Here is a 15,311-nt window from a genome sequence, read left to right on the forward strand (position 1 = left end):
CCAAGCTATGGCGCGTCGGCGACTTGCTGCAGGGATGACACGCGGCGCAAGCGCCTGCGCTGCGCGAAGGCAAGGCGAACTACGGCGCAATTCCGCTTTGATACCCCGCAGCTTGCGGCGCGGTAGTTCATTTGCCTGAAGTCCTTCATCTAATTCGTACACCAACGGAATCCCGGTGGGAACATTTAAAGCTTCGTCTCTATTAAATATTGGTCGCCGGGTTCTCGCCTCACCTACAGTCTCTCCACTGATGATGTTTGATTGTTGCGCCCTCAACCATGTACACCACATCCTCGCAAATATTGGTTGAGAGATCGCCGATACGTTCCAGGCTTCTGGCGATCCTGATCAGATGGATAGAGGCCTCTACCGCTTCGGGCCTTGACTTCATGATGGGCACAAGCTCCCTTATCACCTGATCTCTGAGTTCATCCACCTGGTCGTCCTGTTTGCAGACCTTGCGGCCCAGATCGGCGTTTTCTTCCAGTAAAGACCGAAGGCTGTCTCTTAGCATCCCCATGGCCTTTTCAGCCATCGTCGGAATGTCCACCAGGGGTTTGACCTCAGGCGCTTCAACCACGATGAGGGCACTTTCACAGATGTTCACGGCTTCGTCCGCGATTCTCTCCAGGTCGTTATTCATCCTCAGAATCATCATAATGGTTCTTAAGTGCCTTGCATGTGGCTGGTAGCAGGCAACCCAATGAATGCACGCCTCATCTATTTCAAGCTCCAGGGCGTTTTCTTTTGGCTCATCTTGTTCAATGACTTCTGACAAGAGGCTTACATCCTTGTTTGTAAGTCCATCTATGCTCTTTTCAATCATTTTTTCAACCAAAGCAGCGCTTTGCACGAGCATTTCTTTTACCATTTTGAGGCTACCTTCAAGCATCGACTTCCTCCTAAGCTAGTTTCCATCCATAAATGGCCCTTTATGGATGAAGGCTTTGAGCTTTCAGCAATCAGCCGTCAGCTAAAAAAAGCATCAAACCAAGCAGTTAGGCTGTAAGCTGACCGCTGAGGGCTGATCGCTCCATTCACAAATCTTTGATTTGTGGATGGGCACTAAGCTAGCTTTCCCGTTAGAAACGCCTCGGTTCTTCTGTCCTTGGGCGTGGTCAAAAGCTGGCCCCTCGGGCCGAATTCTATGAGCTCTCCGGCGTGGAGAAATGCAATTAAGTCGGAAACCCTCCCTGCCTGGGCCACGTTATGTGTCACCAGGATGACGGAGACCGTCTTTTTGAGTTCCGTCATGAGTGTCTCAATACGGGCCGTCGCCGTTGGGTCTAGGGCAGACGTGGGTTCGTCGAACAGCAGAATGTCGGGCTCCACGGCCAGGGCCCGAGCGATGCACAGTCTTTGTTGTTGCCCACCGGAAAGGGTTGTGCCTTTTCTTCCGAGATGATCTTTGACCTCCTCCCAGAGGGCGGCCCTCTTTAGGGACGTTTCCACGATCCCGTCCCGTGTTGCCCGGTCCAGCCGGATGCCATTGAGTTTGTACCCGGCAATCACATTATCACGGATAGTCATCATGGGGAACGGATTGGGTCGTTGAAAGACCATGCCGATCCTGGTTCTCACTGCGATGGGATTCATCTGGTACAGATCCGCTTCCCTGAGCAAGACGCGCCCTTCCACCCTGGCCCCGGGGGTGAGTTCGTGCATCCGGTTGAAACATCGAATCAGGGTGGATTTCCCGCACCCGGACGGCCCCATGACGGCTGTTACCCTGGATTCTGGAATCGCCAGGTCCACGGTCTTGATAACACAGTTGTCGCCATAATAGGCCGACAGACGAACGGTTTTTAGAACTGTACTTTCCATCTTCGAATAACCATCCGTACGAGCAGGTTCAGCAGCAAGACAAAACCCACCAGGACACAGGCGGCTCCCCATGCAATACGGTGCCACTCCGGATAAGGGCTTGTGGCATAGTTGTAGATCAGCAGGGGCAACGCATTGACCGGCTTGGCAACGTCCCAATTCATGAATGCGTTTCCAAAGGCCGTGAAAAGAAGGGGCGCCGTTTCTCCGGCGACCCTGGCCACACTGATGAGTATCCCGGTCATGATACCGCTCATCCCTGCCGGCAGCACAACCCTCAATATGGTCCTGTAATAGGGGACCCCCAAAGCCAGAGAGGCTTCCTTCAAGGCGTAGGGAACGAGATTAAGGGTCTCTTCCGTGGCCTTAATGATCATCGGAAGCATCATGATCCCCAAACCGATGCCTCCGGACAGGGCGGAAAACCCGGCCATGGGCACAACGACCCACATATAGGCAATAAGACCCAAGACAATGGAGGGCGTTCCCTGGAGCACCTCCACGGCGAGCCTTGCCCAGTAAGAAATGGCGCCTTCTCTGTGCTCGGAAAGGAAGATACCCGCGCCGATTCCCAGAGGAATGGATGGAAGCGCTGCAATCACCACCAAAAGGAACGTGCCGACCAGGGCGTTTGCTATCCCGCCACCTTGGGCGCCGACCGGTTTCGGGATTTCCAAGAAAAAACCCCAACTCAGGGACGAAAGGCCCTGTTTCGCGATATAGAACAGGATCAGTGCAAGGGGCGCCATGGATAGAAAGGACATGACAAACACTAGGCCCTTAAAGCCGTTGTCTTTGGTCGCTCTTAATCGCAAACGATAGGGTCTCATTCAGCCACCCAAGCTGGTTTTCTTGACCACGTAGGCCCCGATGATATTGATCACAGTGGTTACCAGAAAAAGGACCACGCCGATCTCAATGAGGGCAGACAGGTATAGCGTCGCTGTTGCTTCGGTGAATTCGTTGGCTATGATGCTTGCCATGGTATTGCCCGGACCGAAAAGGCTTGAAGGCAAGAGGTTCGAGTTGCCGATCACCATGGTAACGGCCATGGTTTCACCGAGCGCCCGTCCGAGTGCCAGCAGAATTCCCGCAAGTATTCCTGAACGGGAGTAAGGCAAGATCACTTTCGTGATCATCTCTTGTCGTGTTGCCCCAAGCGAGTAGGCCGCCTCCTTGATATCGGACGGAACCAGAGAAATCACTTCTCCGCCCATCGATGCCGCGTAGGGGATGATCATGACGGCCAGGATAATGGATGCCGTTAAGATACCCACGCCGTACGGGAAGATACCAAGTTTCATTTGGATGCTTCTTATGATGGGCACCAGGACGAACAATGCCCAGAACCCATAGATGACGGAAGGAATTCCGGCGAGCAGTTCGGTGACGTTCTTGACCAGGGATGAAAGCATCCCCGTCCTGAAATATTCTCCTACAAAAATCGAAATGGCCAGGGCAAAGGGCACACAAATGGCCAGAGCGAGGAAGGATGTCAGAAGCGTTCCTATGAGAAAGGGGATCGCCCCAAAGGTCCCCGACACCGGGTCCCATGTTTTTTCAAAGACAAAAGAGGCGCCAAAGGCCCAAATGGAAGGCTTGGAATGAAAGAGCAGACTCAGAAAGACCGCTCCAAGCAGTACCACTATTGCCAGGGCTGCAAGTAATATGCCCTTTTGAAAAGCTGATTCTTGCCACCCAGATGAAGGCCTTTCATAAGGCCTGGTTGTCATTGAAAAGGGGGGCGCCGTCATAGGTTATTGCCTTAATGAGTTTTTCGGCCTTTTCTCTAGCTTTTGTCGACAAGGGCGCATAATGCAGAGGCCTGGCGTATTCCTGACCATCGTGAATCACCCACCAGAGGGCATTCACAAGTGCCTTTGCTTTGTCTTTGGGTCTTCGTCCGTAAGCCTGTTCTTTAAACACAAGTATCCAGGTGAAGCTCGTGATGGAATAACCTTCAGGGGTCGGTGTATTCGTGAGGGATATCCTGGTGTCTTCCGGCAAAGGGACATCGGCCGCCGCGCTCACCGAGATCGTGTCAGGTTGAACGTAATGCCCTGATCGGTTCTGCAGCAAGGCAACGGGCATATTGTTCAACAGGGCGTATCCAAATTCCACATAGCCGATGGCTCCGGGAGAGTATTTGACCAACCCGGCAACCCCGGCATTGCCTTTTGAACCGAGCCCCACCGGCCAGTTTACAGCCTTGCCCGCCCCCACCTCTTTTTTCCATTGCTCATTGACTTGGCTCAGGTAGTCTGTGAAAACAAATGTGGTGCCGCTTCCATCGGAGCGATGGACAACCACGATATCCGAGTCAGGAAGGTGTGTCGACGGGTTGACGGCAGCGATGCGATTGTCGTTCCAGCGGGTGATTTTCCCGCGGAAAATGTCAGCGACATGGTCGGGAGACAACCTCATTTCGGGGTTTCCGGGCAGGTTGTAGGTGACTGCCACGGCACCAGCACAGGTTGGGATGTGGAGGACTTCTGCCGGCGCATTTTTCAGGGCATCATCGCTCATAAACGCGTCAGAGCCTCCAAAATCTACGGTTTTCTTCAAAAGCTGTCTCTGCCCACCGCCGGAGCCTATGGCCTGATAATTGATCTTGACCCCGGTGACTTTCCAGTATTCATAAAATATTTTTGAATAGAGAGGATAGGGAAAAGTGGCTCCAGCTCCCAATAATTCTACGCCGGTTTCCGGCAATGCGCAACCCCAAGGGGCCATCCAAACAGAAATGAATGGGATAAGGATAAAAACCTTCATGGAATGCCCAGACAAAAATCTTTAAGGGTTGTTTTCCGAACAAGACCTTGCCAAAAAAGTCGAATGGCCCGTGGATTCACAGCCTGATCAGCGCCGACAGCGTTGCCGGAAATCATCATGAGGCCGGAAACCCAATGTGACTGCACCGAACATCATCGGACAATCGCCAGGCCCAGCCGTAATGCCTCGTTCCGTTCTCTATAATCAATCAGGCTTTCCGCCAAGGCATTGACATACTGGGCTTGAAAATAAAAACCGAGGTGTCGAAACACATGCTGATGCAGCGGGTAGGTGAAGTCCCACTGCGTTGATACCCCCTCATCCGCCCAGCGCAGGTGCGATTCCAACACGAAGCTGTCCGCCTTTCCGAGCTTTACTTCCAGGTCAAAGAAGCCCCTGTAGTCTTCTAGATCCGGGTTGGTATCATTGTCGTTATGGACATAGGTCCAAATCTTGGGAGCAATCTGAATTCCTAGCTGTGTTTTGTTGTCGTACAATATGAAAAAAGGCTTGGCATAAAGTTGATTCGTGTTCCGTGAAAATTCCCCACCGCGGCCGTTAGATTCATGCTGGAATCCGGTTTGCAGGAAAAACCCTTGCATCCAGGATGGCCGCTTTTTGATATTCGATGACAAGAAAAACAACTCTGGCTTGTAGCTTGTGTCTTCAAATGGCGCCGAATCCGACTTCAGGTCCCAGAACGACGTTTGGGTATAGCCAAAATGGAGCCCCTTCAACCAGGGAAGCTCTTCGGCGAGGTCCCCTTCGGGGTCCAAAAACCGGTACTTGAAACTGATTTGAAATTTGCTTTTTTCCGGATTGGTCCCCACGAGGAAATACATGGACTCGTAGGCAGCAAGGTTCACCAGGTAGGGCTGGTAGAGGGCAAACAGCGAATCTATGGTGGGGTAATGCTCCAATGGCTCTGAACTGATCCGGCCAAGGGCCTGTGTTTTGGGTTCCTCGGCGGGAGCCACCGCAAACATCACGCTGGCGGCTTGGAATTCACGGACTTCCATCCGCACCGGGCCTGAAAGACCCGTTGGCACACTAAACTCATAGCGCCCTTTAATGAAACCGTTTTTCCCGACAACAACCGGCTGTTTTTCAAACGGTTCGAGAGTTTTTGCCACCACGTCTATGGTTTGATCGCCTGACTCAATGCGGCAGGACACCTGCACCGGAAGCTGCACGGAAACGATTCCCTCCCCGATGTTGTGAACGTATACGGAGAACTCAGCTACTTTGCCAGCCTGGGGTGGTATGGTTGGTGGGGCAATGACCGTTTCCAGACCGTCTGCCGAAACCGATGCACTGGCCATGAGCGTCCAACCAACGACGAGAAAAATGCCCAGGCTAATACCTATAACCCGACAGCCATCCTTCCCTGCTTTGGATTCTGGATTCATTAAACGATACCACCCCCTGAACATTTGGAAGCCGCTTTTGGTTGCAGAACAAATTAGTATCCGACAAACCCACAGCCCTTAAAGCCTGTCGGGAGGCTGTTGGAAAATGCTCAGATGCAAGGCGTCCGAGCTCCTGAGGAATGAGGCGTACTTAGCCGTACGCCGCAATGACGAAGGGTGAGGACAACACCGCAGATGGGTGTTTTCCGACAGCCTCCTAAACAAAGGATTTGTTGACCAAGTAATCATAAGCAGAAAGCGCAGCCTTAGCGCCTTCACCGGCCGCGATGATAATTTGCTTATGCGGCACTGTGGTCACGTCTCCGGCGCCAAAAAGCCCGTCCACGCTGGTCTGACAGCCGCAATCTATGATTACCTCTCCGTTGTCGTTCAAATCAACAAAGCCCTTGACCGATTCGTTGTTCGGCAGAAGGCCGATCTCCACAAAGACACCGCCGACCTCAAGTCTTTCCTCTTTCTCGCCATCCCGTCTTTTGATCCTGACCGCCTCTACATTGTCTTTCCCTTCGATGCTCAGGACCTGGCTATAGTCCATAAAACGAACCTTTTCCATTTTTTGCATCCGTTCCTGAAGAACTTCGTCTGCCTGCCAGCCTTTTTCAACATTGACCAGGATGACTTCTGCATCGACTTTCAAGAGGTCGTTAGCCGTGGTAAAGGCCGAATTACCGCCTCCGACGACAGCCACCCTCTGGCCACTGAATAACGGCGCGTCACAGGTGGAACAATAGGCCACGCCTCTGCCCACCAGTTCTTTTTCCCCAGGCACATTCAATGGACGGTGGCGGTTTCCCGTGGAGAATATCAAGGCCTTGCCCGAATACGTATTGCCATCGTCTGATTGCACTTTGAACACGTCGCCTTCTTTCAGCACCTTGGTGGCGCTAACGGGCAAACTGACCGAGATATCAAAACTCTTGACATGCTCTTCAAACATATCAGCAAGATCCATGGCATTAATGGCCTGAAATCCGAGCCAGTTTTCCACCTCAGTCGTTTCACGCACCTGCCCGCCGAAGTCCCGAGTGATGATACCAAGATGCAACATCTTTCGGGCTCCGTAAATGGCCGCACTCATTGCCGCCGGACCGCCACCTAATATCAACAAATCATATACGACCTGCGGATCGCAGTCCTTTGCTTCATCCAGGAAAGCCTTGTTCAACGAGCCTTTCTTCTGATTCATGGCTTACCCCCTAATCGTAATGCTTTTGCCTCGACGGCCGGCCCGCATGCCACGCGGTTGGCACAAAAGGTTATAAGATCAGCAAAACCCTGGCAAGGATTTTCCAGGACGATTGAGGGAGATCTATGATGTTTAACGACTATTCCGCAGGCTTCCATTCAAACAACGCACTGAAATGGTTTATAAATACGTCAATTCTTCGTTTTAGGCCGTGAACCCGGGAGGGCCGTAAGAAGATGGTGGAAATTCCTGTGAATATATGGGAGATTAAAGGAACCTGGGAAACGCCCGGATGGGCTGAACCAGCGTTGATCCAAGCCGGTTGGATGTTTTCGGATTAGGAGAAGATGAACAAGACGCCTGCCAACATTCTGCGCAGAAGGATGACCAATACTTGTCGATTGCGTAGGCCTGATATCTTGGGTCTCTTCCGTGGTGACGACCATGACGGCCTCCGAAGGCGCTGCAAGGGCATCGGTCAGGCGTTTGCCGGTTGGGGGGCCCTCTTTCTGGTCCTTTGCTTTTGGACGGCCGGTGTGACGGGAATCCCTCCTTCGGTTTGGGCCGGGGCGGAAAACAGTACGGGTCCCGCCGGCGGGAACGCCGCCCAGATGATCAGCGAGGCCGAGATTACAGAAAAGCTGAAGAATCTCGAAAAACGGATCGAAATTTCCGTGGTTGCCGAAAACGAGCAGACGGCCGGACAGAAGGGTCTCACCCAGGCTGATCTCAGCGAACGCACCAACAAACTAAGGGCCGTCCATTCGGCTTACGAACGTCTCCTGACGGCCCTGAAGAAGAAGGCCTCACAGCAAGGAGAAGAGGCGCTTTTGCGCGAAAAGCTGCAAGCCGAAAAGCAAACGGGCATCATCCAAGAGCCTCCTTATACCCTCAGTTTCTATGACAGTATCCTGGACGACTTGCGGGCTGCCGCGCAACAGAAAGAGACGGCCGGCCTGGCTGCAGCCCTTTCCCGTAAGGCATTGGAGGATGTGACGCTCCGATTCGAGAAAGCCCAGAAAGAATGGCGCGGTCTGAAGGACGAACTCGACGCGGTCCCGGGAAAAGAGACGCGCCGTAAGCTGGAATGGGAGTGGGGGGGTGCCGAGGTTGAAACAGAGCTGGCAAAGGCCCTGATTACGGTTGAAACAGTAAACCGCGACAACCTGTTGCACCAGGTCAAGATCGCCGAGCTTCGGGCCGACCTCGAAGAGCGGAAGCTGAATTGGGTTCGGGCCAATCTGCATTTTGACGAAACCGACCTGAAAAAGCAGCTGGACGCTATTTCGGCCAGAAGATCGGATTTCGAAAAACGGGTCGGGAAACTCATTCGGAAACAGAATGAGGCACAAGCTGCCTGGCTGACCGCGCAGGAAAGACTGAAACGGGCCGACAAAGACAAGCCGAATCCTGTCGCCGAAGCGACCTTCAGGGCGCGGGAAGCCTGGCTGAAGTCCTATCAGGCGGCCCTGGAACAGACGGAGGACATGCTCAGGCAGTTGGGGCACCAGGAAGGGCTCTGGAAGCTGCGCTACGGGCTGGTCAAGGGGGAGGTGCGGCACGAGGATCTGGTGATGCACAGTCAGGAGATCGAGAACCATCTGGCCAGCGTTAACCGTATGATGAGTGTCCAGCAAAGCAGCCAGACCAATCTGCAGTCACAGATCATCGCCCTGGAGAAGAAGCTGTCGGAGGATGGGCTCGAATCGGCGGTGGCAGGGCACGTGAGTCATCAGAAAAAGGCCGTTCAATATTCAGTCGAGGGAGGCCTTGAGTACATCTCTTCTCTCTTGGCGACGGAGGAGTTGGATCGACGGGTCATCCATGAGATCGATTTCAGACTGGAACGATTCGATCTGAAGGAAAAAGTACGGGATGTGGGAGGCTGGATCGGAAAGGTGTGGGATTTCGAGGTGTGGGTGATCGATAACCACGCCGTAACCGTCAAAAAGTTGCTTGTGGCCCTGTTCATCCTCGTGATCGGGATCCTGGCCGCCAAGTATTTTCTTCGGGCCATCAGCAGGCGCCTTCTTGCGTTTACGCAACTGAAGGAAACAACGGCCTCCGCCATCCTGAAAATGCTGACCTTTTCCGCATATCTCCTGGTCCTGCTATTCGCCATGCGTATGGTGAATCTTCCCCTCGGGGCTTTCGCCTTTCTTGGAGGTGCGGTGGCCATCGGTGTCGGCTTCGGCGCTCAGAATCTGATCAACAATTTCATCAGCGGGTTCATCATGATGGCCGAACGCCCGATCAGTATCGGTGATCTCATCGAAGTGGAGGGCTCGCTGGGGAAGGTGGAAGACATCGGAGCCCGATGTACACGGGTTCGCACAGGAGAAAACATACGCATCCTCGTGCCCAACAGCAGTTTCCTGGAAAAGAATATCACCAACTGGACCATCTCAGACAAAAAAATACGGGCGAAGATCCAGGTCGGCGTCATCTATGGTTCGCCGGTCCAGGAGGTCAAGCGGCTTTTGTTGCAGGTTGTGGGTGAAAGCCAAAAGGTATTGAAAGACCCCGAGCCCTTTGTCCTTTTTTGCGATTTTGGAGACAATTCTCTGGTCTTCGAAGTGCATTTTTGGATCGTCGTTCACAAGATTCTTGATCGGCGGCTCATTGAAAGCAGCGTCCGTTTCCGGATTGACGCCGTTTTCAGGGATGCGGGTATTGTGATCGCCTTCCCGCAGCGAGATGTTCATCTCGACGCCCACAAACCCCTGGAGTTTCGCCTCCTTCGCGATGATGAGGGCGCATGAGGGCTCGCTGGTGAATGGTTTCCATGTTGCCCCTAAAAACATCCCTATAGGCCCCCAAATCGGCTGTTTTAACAAACGAAGTGTCGTATCGTCAGCAAGTTAGCTTGGTCAGACCCGCAGTCCAGTCGCGCAGTCGGCCCAGTCGCAATCATTATTGGACCGTGCCGAAAACCTCAGGCGGCTTGGTCGTATCGCCCGTTGCATTGGGATAATCCACGGCCTTATAGGCCTTTTTATTATGATCCATCAACTCCCTGGCCTCTTTTATATAGTTGTTATATCGCTTCTTGCACTCATAAAAGCCGTGCCACCATGCATAATCTGGCGCCATCATGGCAGCACCCATCCTGGCCCTGCGTCCCTCATGGTGCCACAATTCGTAATAGTCCACTTCCAAACGTTCATCAAAAAACCTCGTCTTGTCCAAAAGTCCCTTGCCGTAAAGATCATCGAGCATCTTTTTAGCCGGTTTGAAATATACATCATTGTATTCGGCCACCACCTTGTCCAGTTTAATAAAGTGATCGTCCACCCAGGTCTTGCCGTGGCACTGGATACAGATTTCCGTCATTTTATCCCGTTCCACCTGCCAGTTGGTCTTGGCCGGAAAGGGTTTGAACTCAGAAGGCCGAATGGTCAAGGGGGCCTGGATCTCCCATGCAAGACGCTCTGTTACATCATGGGTAGTCAATACGGAGCCCGCTCCGGACATATGGCAAGATGCGCACGTTGGGCCCCTGAAATCCACGCCTGGAGTCCATGTGCCGGGAGCGGCAGTCCAGTTATAACCATCTCCATGAGCGGTGTAGATATCTCCATGCTTGGACTCCATGTAAATTTCAATTTGAGGGTGATCGGGCCCCAGGTGGCACTGACCGCAGGCTTCGGGCTTTCTCGCTTCCATGACGGAGAAAAGATGCCTTGTATGACAGCTCGTGCAGCTTCCCTTGCTGCCATCAAGGTTGATGCGGCCCACCCCCACGTTGGGCCAGGTTTCAGGACTCAGCTTGCCATCCTCGATTTTCATAATGGTTCCGTGACAGTGGTAACAGCCGCTAACCCGCTCAAAGTCGCTGTTCATCCCCTTGTTGAGCCAAGGGTCTATCTTCCATATAATTTCTTGCGTGTTGGCATGTTTGCTCATGCTGTACTGTTTGGCCTCGTCAGGATGACAGCGCGAGCAGTCTTTTGGGGTAACCACCGCCGAAATGGGGGTCTTGAATTCCTTGGTGCCTAATTTTTCATCCGATCGCTCATACTGCTTGTAATGTTCCAGGCTCACATCCGCATCACTCGTCTCGGCTTGATGGCAGTCCAGACATGTAATGTTGGCGCTGGCGTGTCGGCTATGGCTCCAGTCGGCAAACAACCCGGGGCTTTCAACCTTGTGACATCCTATACAGGCCACCGCCTCTTTCGGCATGCTCCTCTCCATTCTGAATTCCTTTGATTTCGGCATGTTTTTTCCCGCCTGGGCGTGAGACACCGAAACAAGGGACGCCACGAACCCAATAAACCCGACTGTTAGAACGATGATAAAGAGTATCTTTTTCATTTTTGCCCCCTTCTTTTTCAAAGTTCCTTTGTTTACGTTTCTTATTTGGCTAGTTTTTTATAAACCTTCGCCCCTGTAGTTTTTACTGAATTGCTTATAGGCATAAAAGGGTCTGGGGTTGTGGACCAGATTTCGATGACAGTCGACACAGTTTTTTTCAAAACCGTCCCTAGCATAAACAACCGACCGGTGAGCCAGCATGGCCCCTCGTTTATCAGGGATATATAAGAGGTTACGATGGCATTTCTGGCACTGCTCGTTTTTAAACGATTCATACGCGACCTGGCGGTTTTTCTCATGATCATAATCATCTTGAAAAAAATGGAGTACGACGTCCTTAATCCCATGGGCCGTCTTGGCATAGAAAAAGTTGAAGGTATCGTAGGGTGCGGGCAGGTGACAGTCCATGCAGTCGGCCACAAAACCCTGGGCATTATTCACATGCGTTGAGGTTTTCCATGTATTGAAAGCAAATTGGATTTCGTGGCAGGATGCGCAAAACTGAGGTGTCGTGGTACGAACCATGGTGTAGTAAGCAAGGCTGAATAATGGAAAGGCCAAGACGAGGCCGATGGCGATAAAGATGGCCGGCTTGATTGCCTTTTTCATGTCTCCCTCCTGTTTCAAATGATGATATCAATAAAGATGGTCTTCAACCTCCATTCACTAAGTATCTTTGGGGACATCCCAATGGTTCTTCCCTGAAGGCCGGGCTGCATAGGGGTGAATATTTCTGCCCTAAGGTGGTGACCTTGATTTGCCCCCTTGAAGGGGGCTGGCAGCCCCGGGAACGCATGAGTGACTAAAGTGACTGAAGTTTGAAGATCCCTGCAGCCCCGTCATACCGGGATCTCTGCTTCGCTCCGACAAGCTGCAGGGAATGTTCTGCCTGACGGCATCGCTTCGCAGCCATCGTAAGGAACACTGCCATTTTGTAATTCCCTCGCATTGCCGGTTCAACAACGGTAATTACTCAACGTTCTCTTTTGAGATCCTCGATTTTTTCTCCCGTGTATCCAAGGGCCACAAAGTCGAGCCGCCCCCTCCCGGCTGATGGTCATACGGTGCCGATTGAGGCGTCGGCCAATCTCTCTGAGGCTCAAACCGTAAAGGACTAAATGATAGATGACATATCGCTCCTCCATTAAGTGTGTGTAGGACATAATGGGTTCCTTCTGGTTGTGGGTTGGTTGCTCTTCCTCACATTACCAGATTGCCTGTCATGTCCCCTATAAACTTAGTGGTGCACTTTGAATTTGAATCTACCTTTCCTAAAACTAATCAGCAGAATGATCGCAGAAAAGATCGCAATATTTCGTTTCATTTTCATCTCCTTTTTTTTCAGTCACACACTGCATAATAAGCGCAAATAGAACTTGGTTTCATGAATATACTGTTTCAGCCGGTATTAGAATACGCCATCATGTGGCCTATGACTCCAAGAAGAAATCCAGCAATTGCCCCTAATGGCGGCGCCCAACGATTTTTGAGTTTGGCTTGAGGGGCAATATCTTGAAAAATAAGATATAAAATGCCACCAGCGCAGAATACCATGATCTTGTTAAGTACAAGTTGATTCCCTGCGAGATATTTCAACCCTATTAAAGCAGAAAGAGGGCCTAGTAAAGCAAGTCCAGTAAAGATTATAAGGGCGTTGCAGCTAGAACAATAACGGTTTGCTTTTACCTCACGGAATGCGTTAAAACCTTCAGGAAGGTTTTGAAGACCGATTAGAAATGCAACGAGCAATGCTCCTGATGAGTCCTGTGCAATAATTGCCCCAAGGGCCATTGCTTCCGGGATGAAATCAAGCAACATTGCGAGGACTTGGGATATTGCTCCTCCTCGTATGGCAATTAAATAATCAATAACCAAAAAGAATACTGCACCACTGACAAAGGAGACAGAAACAGAAAGAATAGATAAATTTTTTATTCCTTCAGGAATAAGAACCAGGGCAATAGCCGCAAAAAGTGCGCCTCCTCCAAAAGAAATTACAGCATGACGAAATTCATTTTCAAGCCAAGCCGGATGAATTCGTTCGATGGCGGCAATTGCACCACCAATCGGCATTGCAATACCGGCGAGTGTTGCGAGTAATAGGGCTTCGTAAAGGTATGGCATTTTGTTTTCCCAGGCAAGCGTTTGTTAGCCGCCCATTCAATCGGGCGAAAGTTTTGTTTTTCCGGGAGGCAGACAGGGACGTCTATGATTTTATGCCATTCGGTTTCCAAAACGCACAAAATCATAAACGTCCCCATGGTTCCTCCCATGGTTCCTCCCAGACGTGTCAGCGATCTGGTGCAGTGAATTGTTATAATTCCTTGACATCTAGCCACAGGACGTGTACTATATGTACAATTTGTACACCATGGAGGCTCCGTCATGCTTAATACAGTTTCTACGGCCGAGGCCAGAAAAAGACTTGCAGAAATCGTAAACAAGGTTGCGTATGGAAAAGAACCGGTTGTGTTGACCCGCCGGGGCGAGGAAATTGCCGCCCTTATTTCCATGGAAGAGCTTGAATTGCTTCAACTTATTGAAGATCATATTGATATTGAAGATGCGAAGAAGGCTCTTGAAGAGCCGGGCAAAAACATTTCGGCTGAAAAACTCTGGAAAGAGTTGGGGCTCTAATCCGTGAGATATTCTGTTGAGTTCAGGCCAGCCGTTTTGAAGAACATGAAACGGCTTCCCAAGAAGGAACTGCTTAGAATTAAAAAGAAAATAGATGATCTTGCTGAAAATTTGCCTGACCCGGCTACCACCAAAATGAAAGGCAACAATACTTTTCATAAGATTCGTGCTGGTGATTATCGGATTGTTTATGAAATTCATGAGGATCGGCTCGTCATACTTGTCGTGAAAGTCGGACACCGTAAAGACGTTTATAAAAGACTCCTCTAATTTCCCACCTTTCTCAATTCATCGTTGAATTATAACGGAAAAGCTGTGGAGCGCCTACCGCGTAGCGGTTAAGCGTCCCTACAAGCGACGGATTAGGCAATTGTGGTCCCATTTTTTTCAGGGCCTCTACAAATTGTTACGAATGCCTCACCTAAAGCGGTTAACCCCACGGTACCCCATTGTCCCCACCCCCTAAAACCTCGAATAGGTTCACTCATACTATGAGTCAGCTGCACGATAAGTTCTAACCTATGGAGATTTTGAATACGTACCAAAAACTGTTGTTGAGAAAGGCCCGAAAAAGATTGAAGTTTTGCTTTGTCGACTCCATAAGCTGGACCAGCGATTCCAGGAAGATCCGAGGCGTTATCAAACATGAAATCCAACATTCGAGCCTCTTCAGGGCTAAGTTGCCGAAGGATTTCAGCGAAAGCGGGCAATACGTCGGATTTTGTAACAGCGCTGGCAATGAGTCCTGCCCATTTAGATGTCAGGCCATCATCTTCCTCGAGAGATGCACCCTCAAGCATCGGAATAAGGTGTTTTAGCTGAATTGGCTGAGCACTAAGTCCTGATTCTTTTATCTGTTTTTGGGCTTTCCTTATTGCTCGAACTGTTGATTTAAATCTATAAATCCGAACTTTGTCGGCAATACACTCTCCTATTTCATTTGCAGAAGGACTTAATAAATCCTTGATGAGTTCACGGAACTCTCGTGTACCCCTTTCAGTGGCTTCTGCAATTTTTCCTGCCCCGGCCAAATCTTGAACCATTTTTAATCCTTTCGTGCCTAATGCGGAGTTGAGCGGAGTTTTTTTCGGCATAATAGGCCGCGAAGCGGACTGATTATGACGGAAAAAAGTTCCGACTCGAAC

At 51.0% G+C, this 15,311-nt stretch carries 14 protein-coding genes and 1 pseudogene; 3 read left to right on the forward strand and 12 right to left on the reverse strand.

What is annotated here, in order from left to right; genetic code table 11:
• Positions 1–229 precede the first annotated feature (229 nt).
• The 7 genes from phoU to JW883_03385 form a co-directional block, all read right to left on the reverse strand.
• Positions 230–892 (reverse strand): phosphate signaling complex protein PhoU, encoded by a 663-nt coding sequence (gene phoU, locus JW883_03355; GenBank protein MBN1841305.1) that lies wholly within the window; start codon positions 890–892, stop codon positions 230–232.
• 173 nt (positions 893–1,065) lie between these two features.
• Positions 1,066–1,824: a phosphate ABC transporter ATP-binding protein gene (locus JW883_03360; protein MBN1841306.1), complete on the reverse strand. Its 759-nt coding sequence runs from the start codon at positions 1,822–1,824 to the stop codon at positions 1,066–1,068.
• Positions 1,806–2,654 (reverse strand): phosphate ABC transporter permease PstA, encoded by an 849-nt coding sequence (gene pstA / locus JW883_03365; GenBank protein MBN1841307.1) that lies wholly within the window; start codon positions 2,652–2,654, stop codon positions 1,806–1,808. Before pstA ends, JW883_03360 begins: the two co-directional genes overlap by 19 nt.
• On the reverse strand, positions 2,655–3,557 hold the full coding sequence (gene pstC, locus JW883_03370) for a phosphate ABC transporter permease subunit PstC (protein MBN1841308.1): 903 nt from the start codon (positions 3,555–3,557) through the stop codon (positions 2,655–2,657).
• Positions 3,538–4,557 carry a phosphate ABC transporter substrate-binding protein PstS gene (pstS, locus tag JW883_03375; protein MBN1841309.1) on the reverse strand — a complete coding sequence of 340 codons (1,020 nt, stop codon included), beginning with the start codon at positions 4,555–4,557 and terminating at the stop codon, positions 3,538–3,540. The genes pstC and pstS overlap by 20 nt, the downstream gene beginning before the upstream one ends.
• Positions 4,558–4,748: 191 nt before the next feature.
• Positions 4,749–6,005, reverse strand: coding sequence for a phospholipase A (locus JW883_03380; GenBank protein MBN1841310.1), 1,257 nt, complete (start codon positions 6,003–6,005; stop codon positions 4,749–4,751).
• 217 nt (positions 6,006–6,222) lie between these two features.
• The gene (locus JW883_03385) at positions 6,223–7,212 is read right to left on the reverse strand and encodes an FAD-dependent oxidoreductase (protein MBN1841311.1); all 990 of its coding nucleotides are present in this window, start codon (positions 7,210–7,212) and stop codon (positions 6,223–6,225) included.
• Between the two features lie 347 nt (positions 7,213–7,559).
• Here JW883_03385 and JW883_03390 point away from each other — a divergent pair, with 347 nt between their 5' ends.
• Positions 7,560–9,974, forward strand: coding sequence for a mechanosensitive ion channel (locus JW883_03390; GenBank protein MBN1841312.1), 2,415 nt, complete (start codon positions 7,560–7,562; stop codon positions 9,972–9,974).
• A gap of 151 nt (positions 9,975–10,125) precedes the next feature.
• Here JW883_03390 and JW883_03395 read toward each other — a convergent pair whose 3' ends face one another.
• From JW883_03395 to JW883_03410, 4 genes and pseudogenes are all read right to left on the reverse strand, one after another.
• Positions 10,126–11,529 carry a hydroxylamine oxidoreductase gene (locus tag JW883_03395; GenBank protein ID MBN1841313.1) on the reverse strand — a complete coding sequence of 468 codons (1,404 nt, stop codon included), beginning with the start codon at positions 11,527–11,529 and terminating at the stop codon, positions 10,126–10,128.
• Between the two features lie 57 nt (positions 11,530–11,586).
• A complete protein-coding gene (locus JW883_03400) occupies positions 11,587–12,138 on the reverse strand; it encodes a NapC/NirT family cytochrome c (protein MBN1841314.1) in 552 nt (183 codons plus the stop codon).
• Between the two features lie 434 nt (positions 12,139–12,572).
• Positions 12,573–12,692: pseudogene (locus tag JW883_03405) on the reverse strand (helix-turn-helix domain-containing protein).
• Between the two features lie 235 nt (positions 12,693–12,927).
• Positions 12,928–13,653, reverse strand: coding sequence for a divalent cation transporter (locus JW883_03410; protein ID MBN1841315.1), 726 nt, complete (start codon positions 13,651–13,653; stop codon positions 12,928–12,930).
• A 261-nt stretch (positions 13,654–13,914) separates the two neighbouring features.
• On the opposite strand from JW883_03410, the gene JW883_03415 reads away from it, so the two are divergent.
• Together JW883_03415 and JW883_03420 are read left to right on the forward strand one after the other, a co-directional pair.
• Positions 13,915–14,166 carry a type II toxin-antitoxin system Phd/YefM family antitoxin gene (locus tag JW883_03415; protein ID MBN1841316.1) on the forward strand — a complete coding sequence of 84 codons (252 nt, stop codon included), beginning with the start codon at positions 13,915–13,917 and terminating at the stop codon, positions 14,164–14,166.
• Positions 14,167–14,169: 3 nt separating this feature from the next.
• Positions 14,170–14,436 carry a type II toxin-antitoxin system RelE/ParE family toxin gene (locus JW883_03420; GenBank protein MBN1841317.1) on the forward strand — a complete coding sequence of 89 codons (267 nt, stop codon included), beginning with the start codon at positions 14,170–14,172 and terminating at the stop codon, positions 14,434–14,436.
• Between the two features lie 92 nt (positions 14,437–14,528).
• On the opposite strand, the gene JW883_03425 is transcribed toward JW883_03420, so the two are convergent.
• Positions 14,529–15,311: DUF4393 domain-containing protein (locus JW883_03425; GenBank protein ID MBN1841318.1), on the reverse strand; the 783-nt coding region annotated here is incomplete at its 5' end.

It is taken from the genome of Deltaproteobacteria bacterium, from assembly GCA_016930875.1.
In the GTDB taxonomy this organism is placed as follows: domain Bacteria; phylum Desulfobacterota; class Desulfobacteria; order Desulfobacterales.

Excerpts from the sequence above, each read along its gene's own strand:
- phoU (MBN1841305.1), bottom strand. The coding sequence starts at position 892 with ATGCTTGAAGGTAGCCTCAAAATGGTAAAAGAAATGCTCGTGCAAAGC.
- JW883_03360 (MBN1841306.1), bottom strand. The coding sequence starts at position 1,824 with ATGGAAAGTACAGTTCTAAAAACCGTTCGTCTGTCGGCCTATTATGGC.
- pstA (MBN1841307.1), bottom strand. The coding sequence starts at position 2,654 with ATGAGACCCTATCGTTTGCGATTAAGAGCGACCAAAGACAACGGCTTT.
- pstC (MBN1841308.1), bottom strand. The coding sequence starts at position 3,557 with ATGACAACCAGGCCTTATGAAAGGCCTTCATCTGGGTGGCAAGAATCA.
- pstS (MBN1841309.1), bottom strand. The coding sequence starts at position 4,557 with ATGGCCCCTTGGGGTTGCGCATTGCCGGAAACCGGCGTAGAATTATTG.
- JW883_03380 (MBN1841310.1), bottom strand. The coding sequence starts at position 6,005 with ATGAATCCAGAATCCAAAGCAGGGAAGGATGGCTGTCGGGTTATAGGT.
- JW883_03385 (MBN1841311.1), bottom strand. The coding sequence starts at position 7,212 with ATGAATCAGAAGAAAGGCTCGTTGAACAAGGCTTTCCTGGATGAAGCA.
- JW883_03390 (MBN1841312.1), top strand. The coding sequence starts at position 7,560 with ATGAACAAGACGCCTGCCAACATTCTGCGCAGAAGGATGACCAATACT.
- JW883_03395 (MBN1841313.1), bottom strand. The coding sequence starts at position 11,529 with ATGAAAAAGATACTCTTTATCATCGTTCTAACAGTCGGGTTTATTGGG.
- JW883_03400 (MBN1841314.1), bottom strand. The coding sequence starts at position 12,138 with ATGAAAAAGGCAATCAAGCCGGCCATCTTTATCGCCATCGGCCTCGTC.
- JW883_03410 (MBN1841315.1), bottom strand. The coding sequence starts at position 13,653 with ATGCCATACCTTTACGAAGCCCTATTACTCGCAACACTCGCCGGTATT.
- JW883_03415 (MBN1841316.1), top strand. The coding sequence starts at position 13,915 with ATGCTTAATACAGTTTCTACGGCCGAGGCCAGAAAAAGACTTGCAGAA.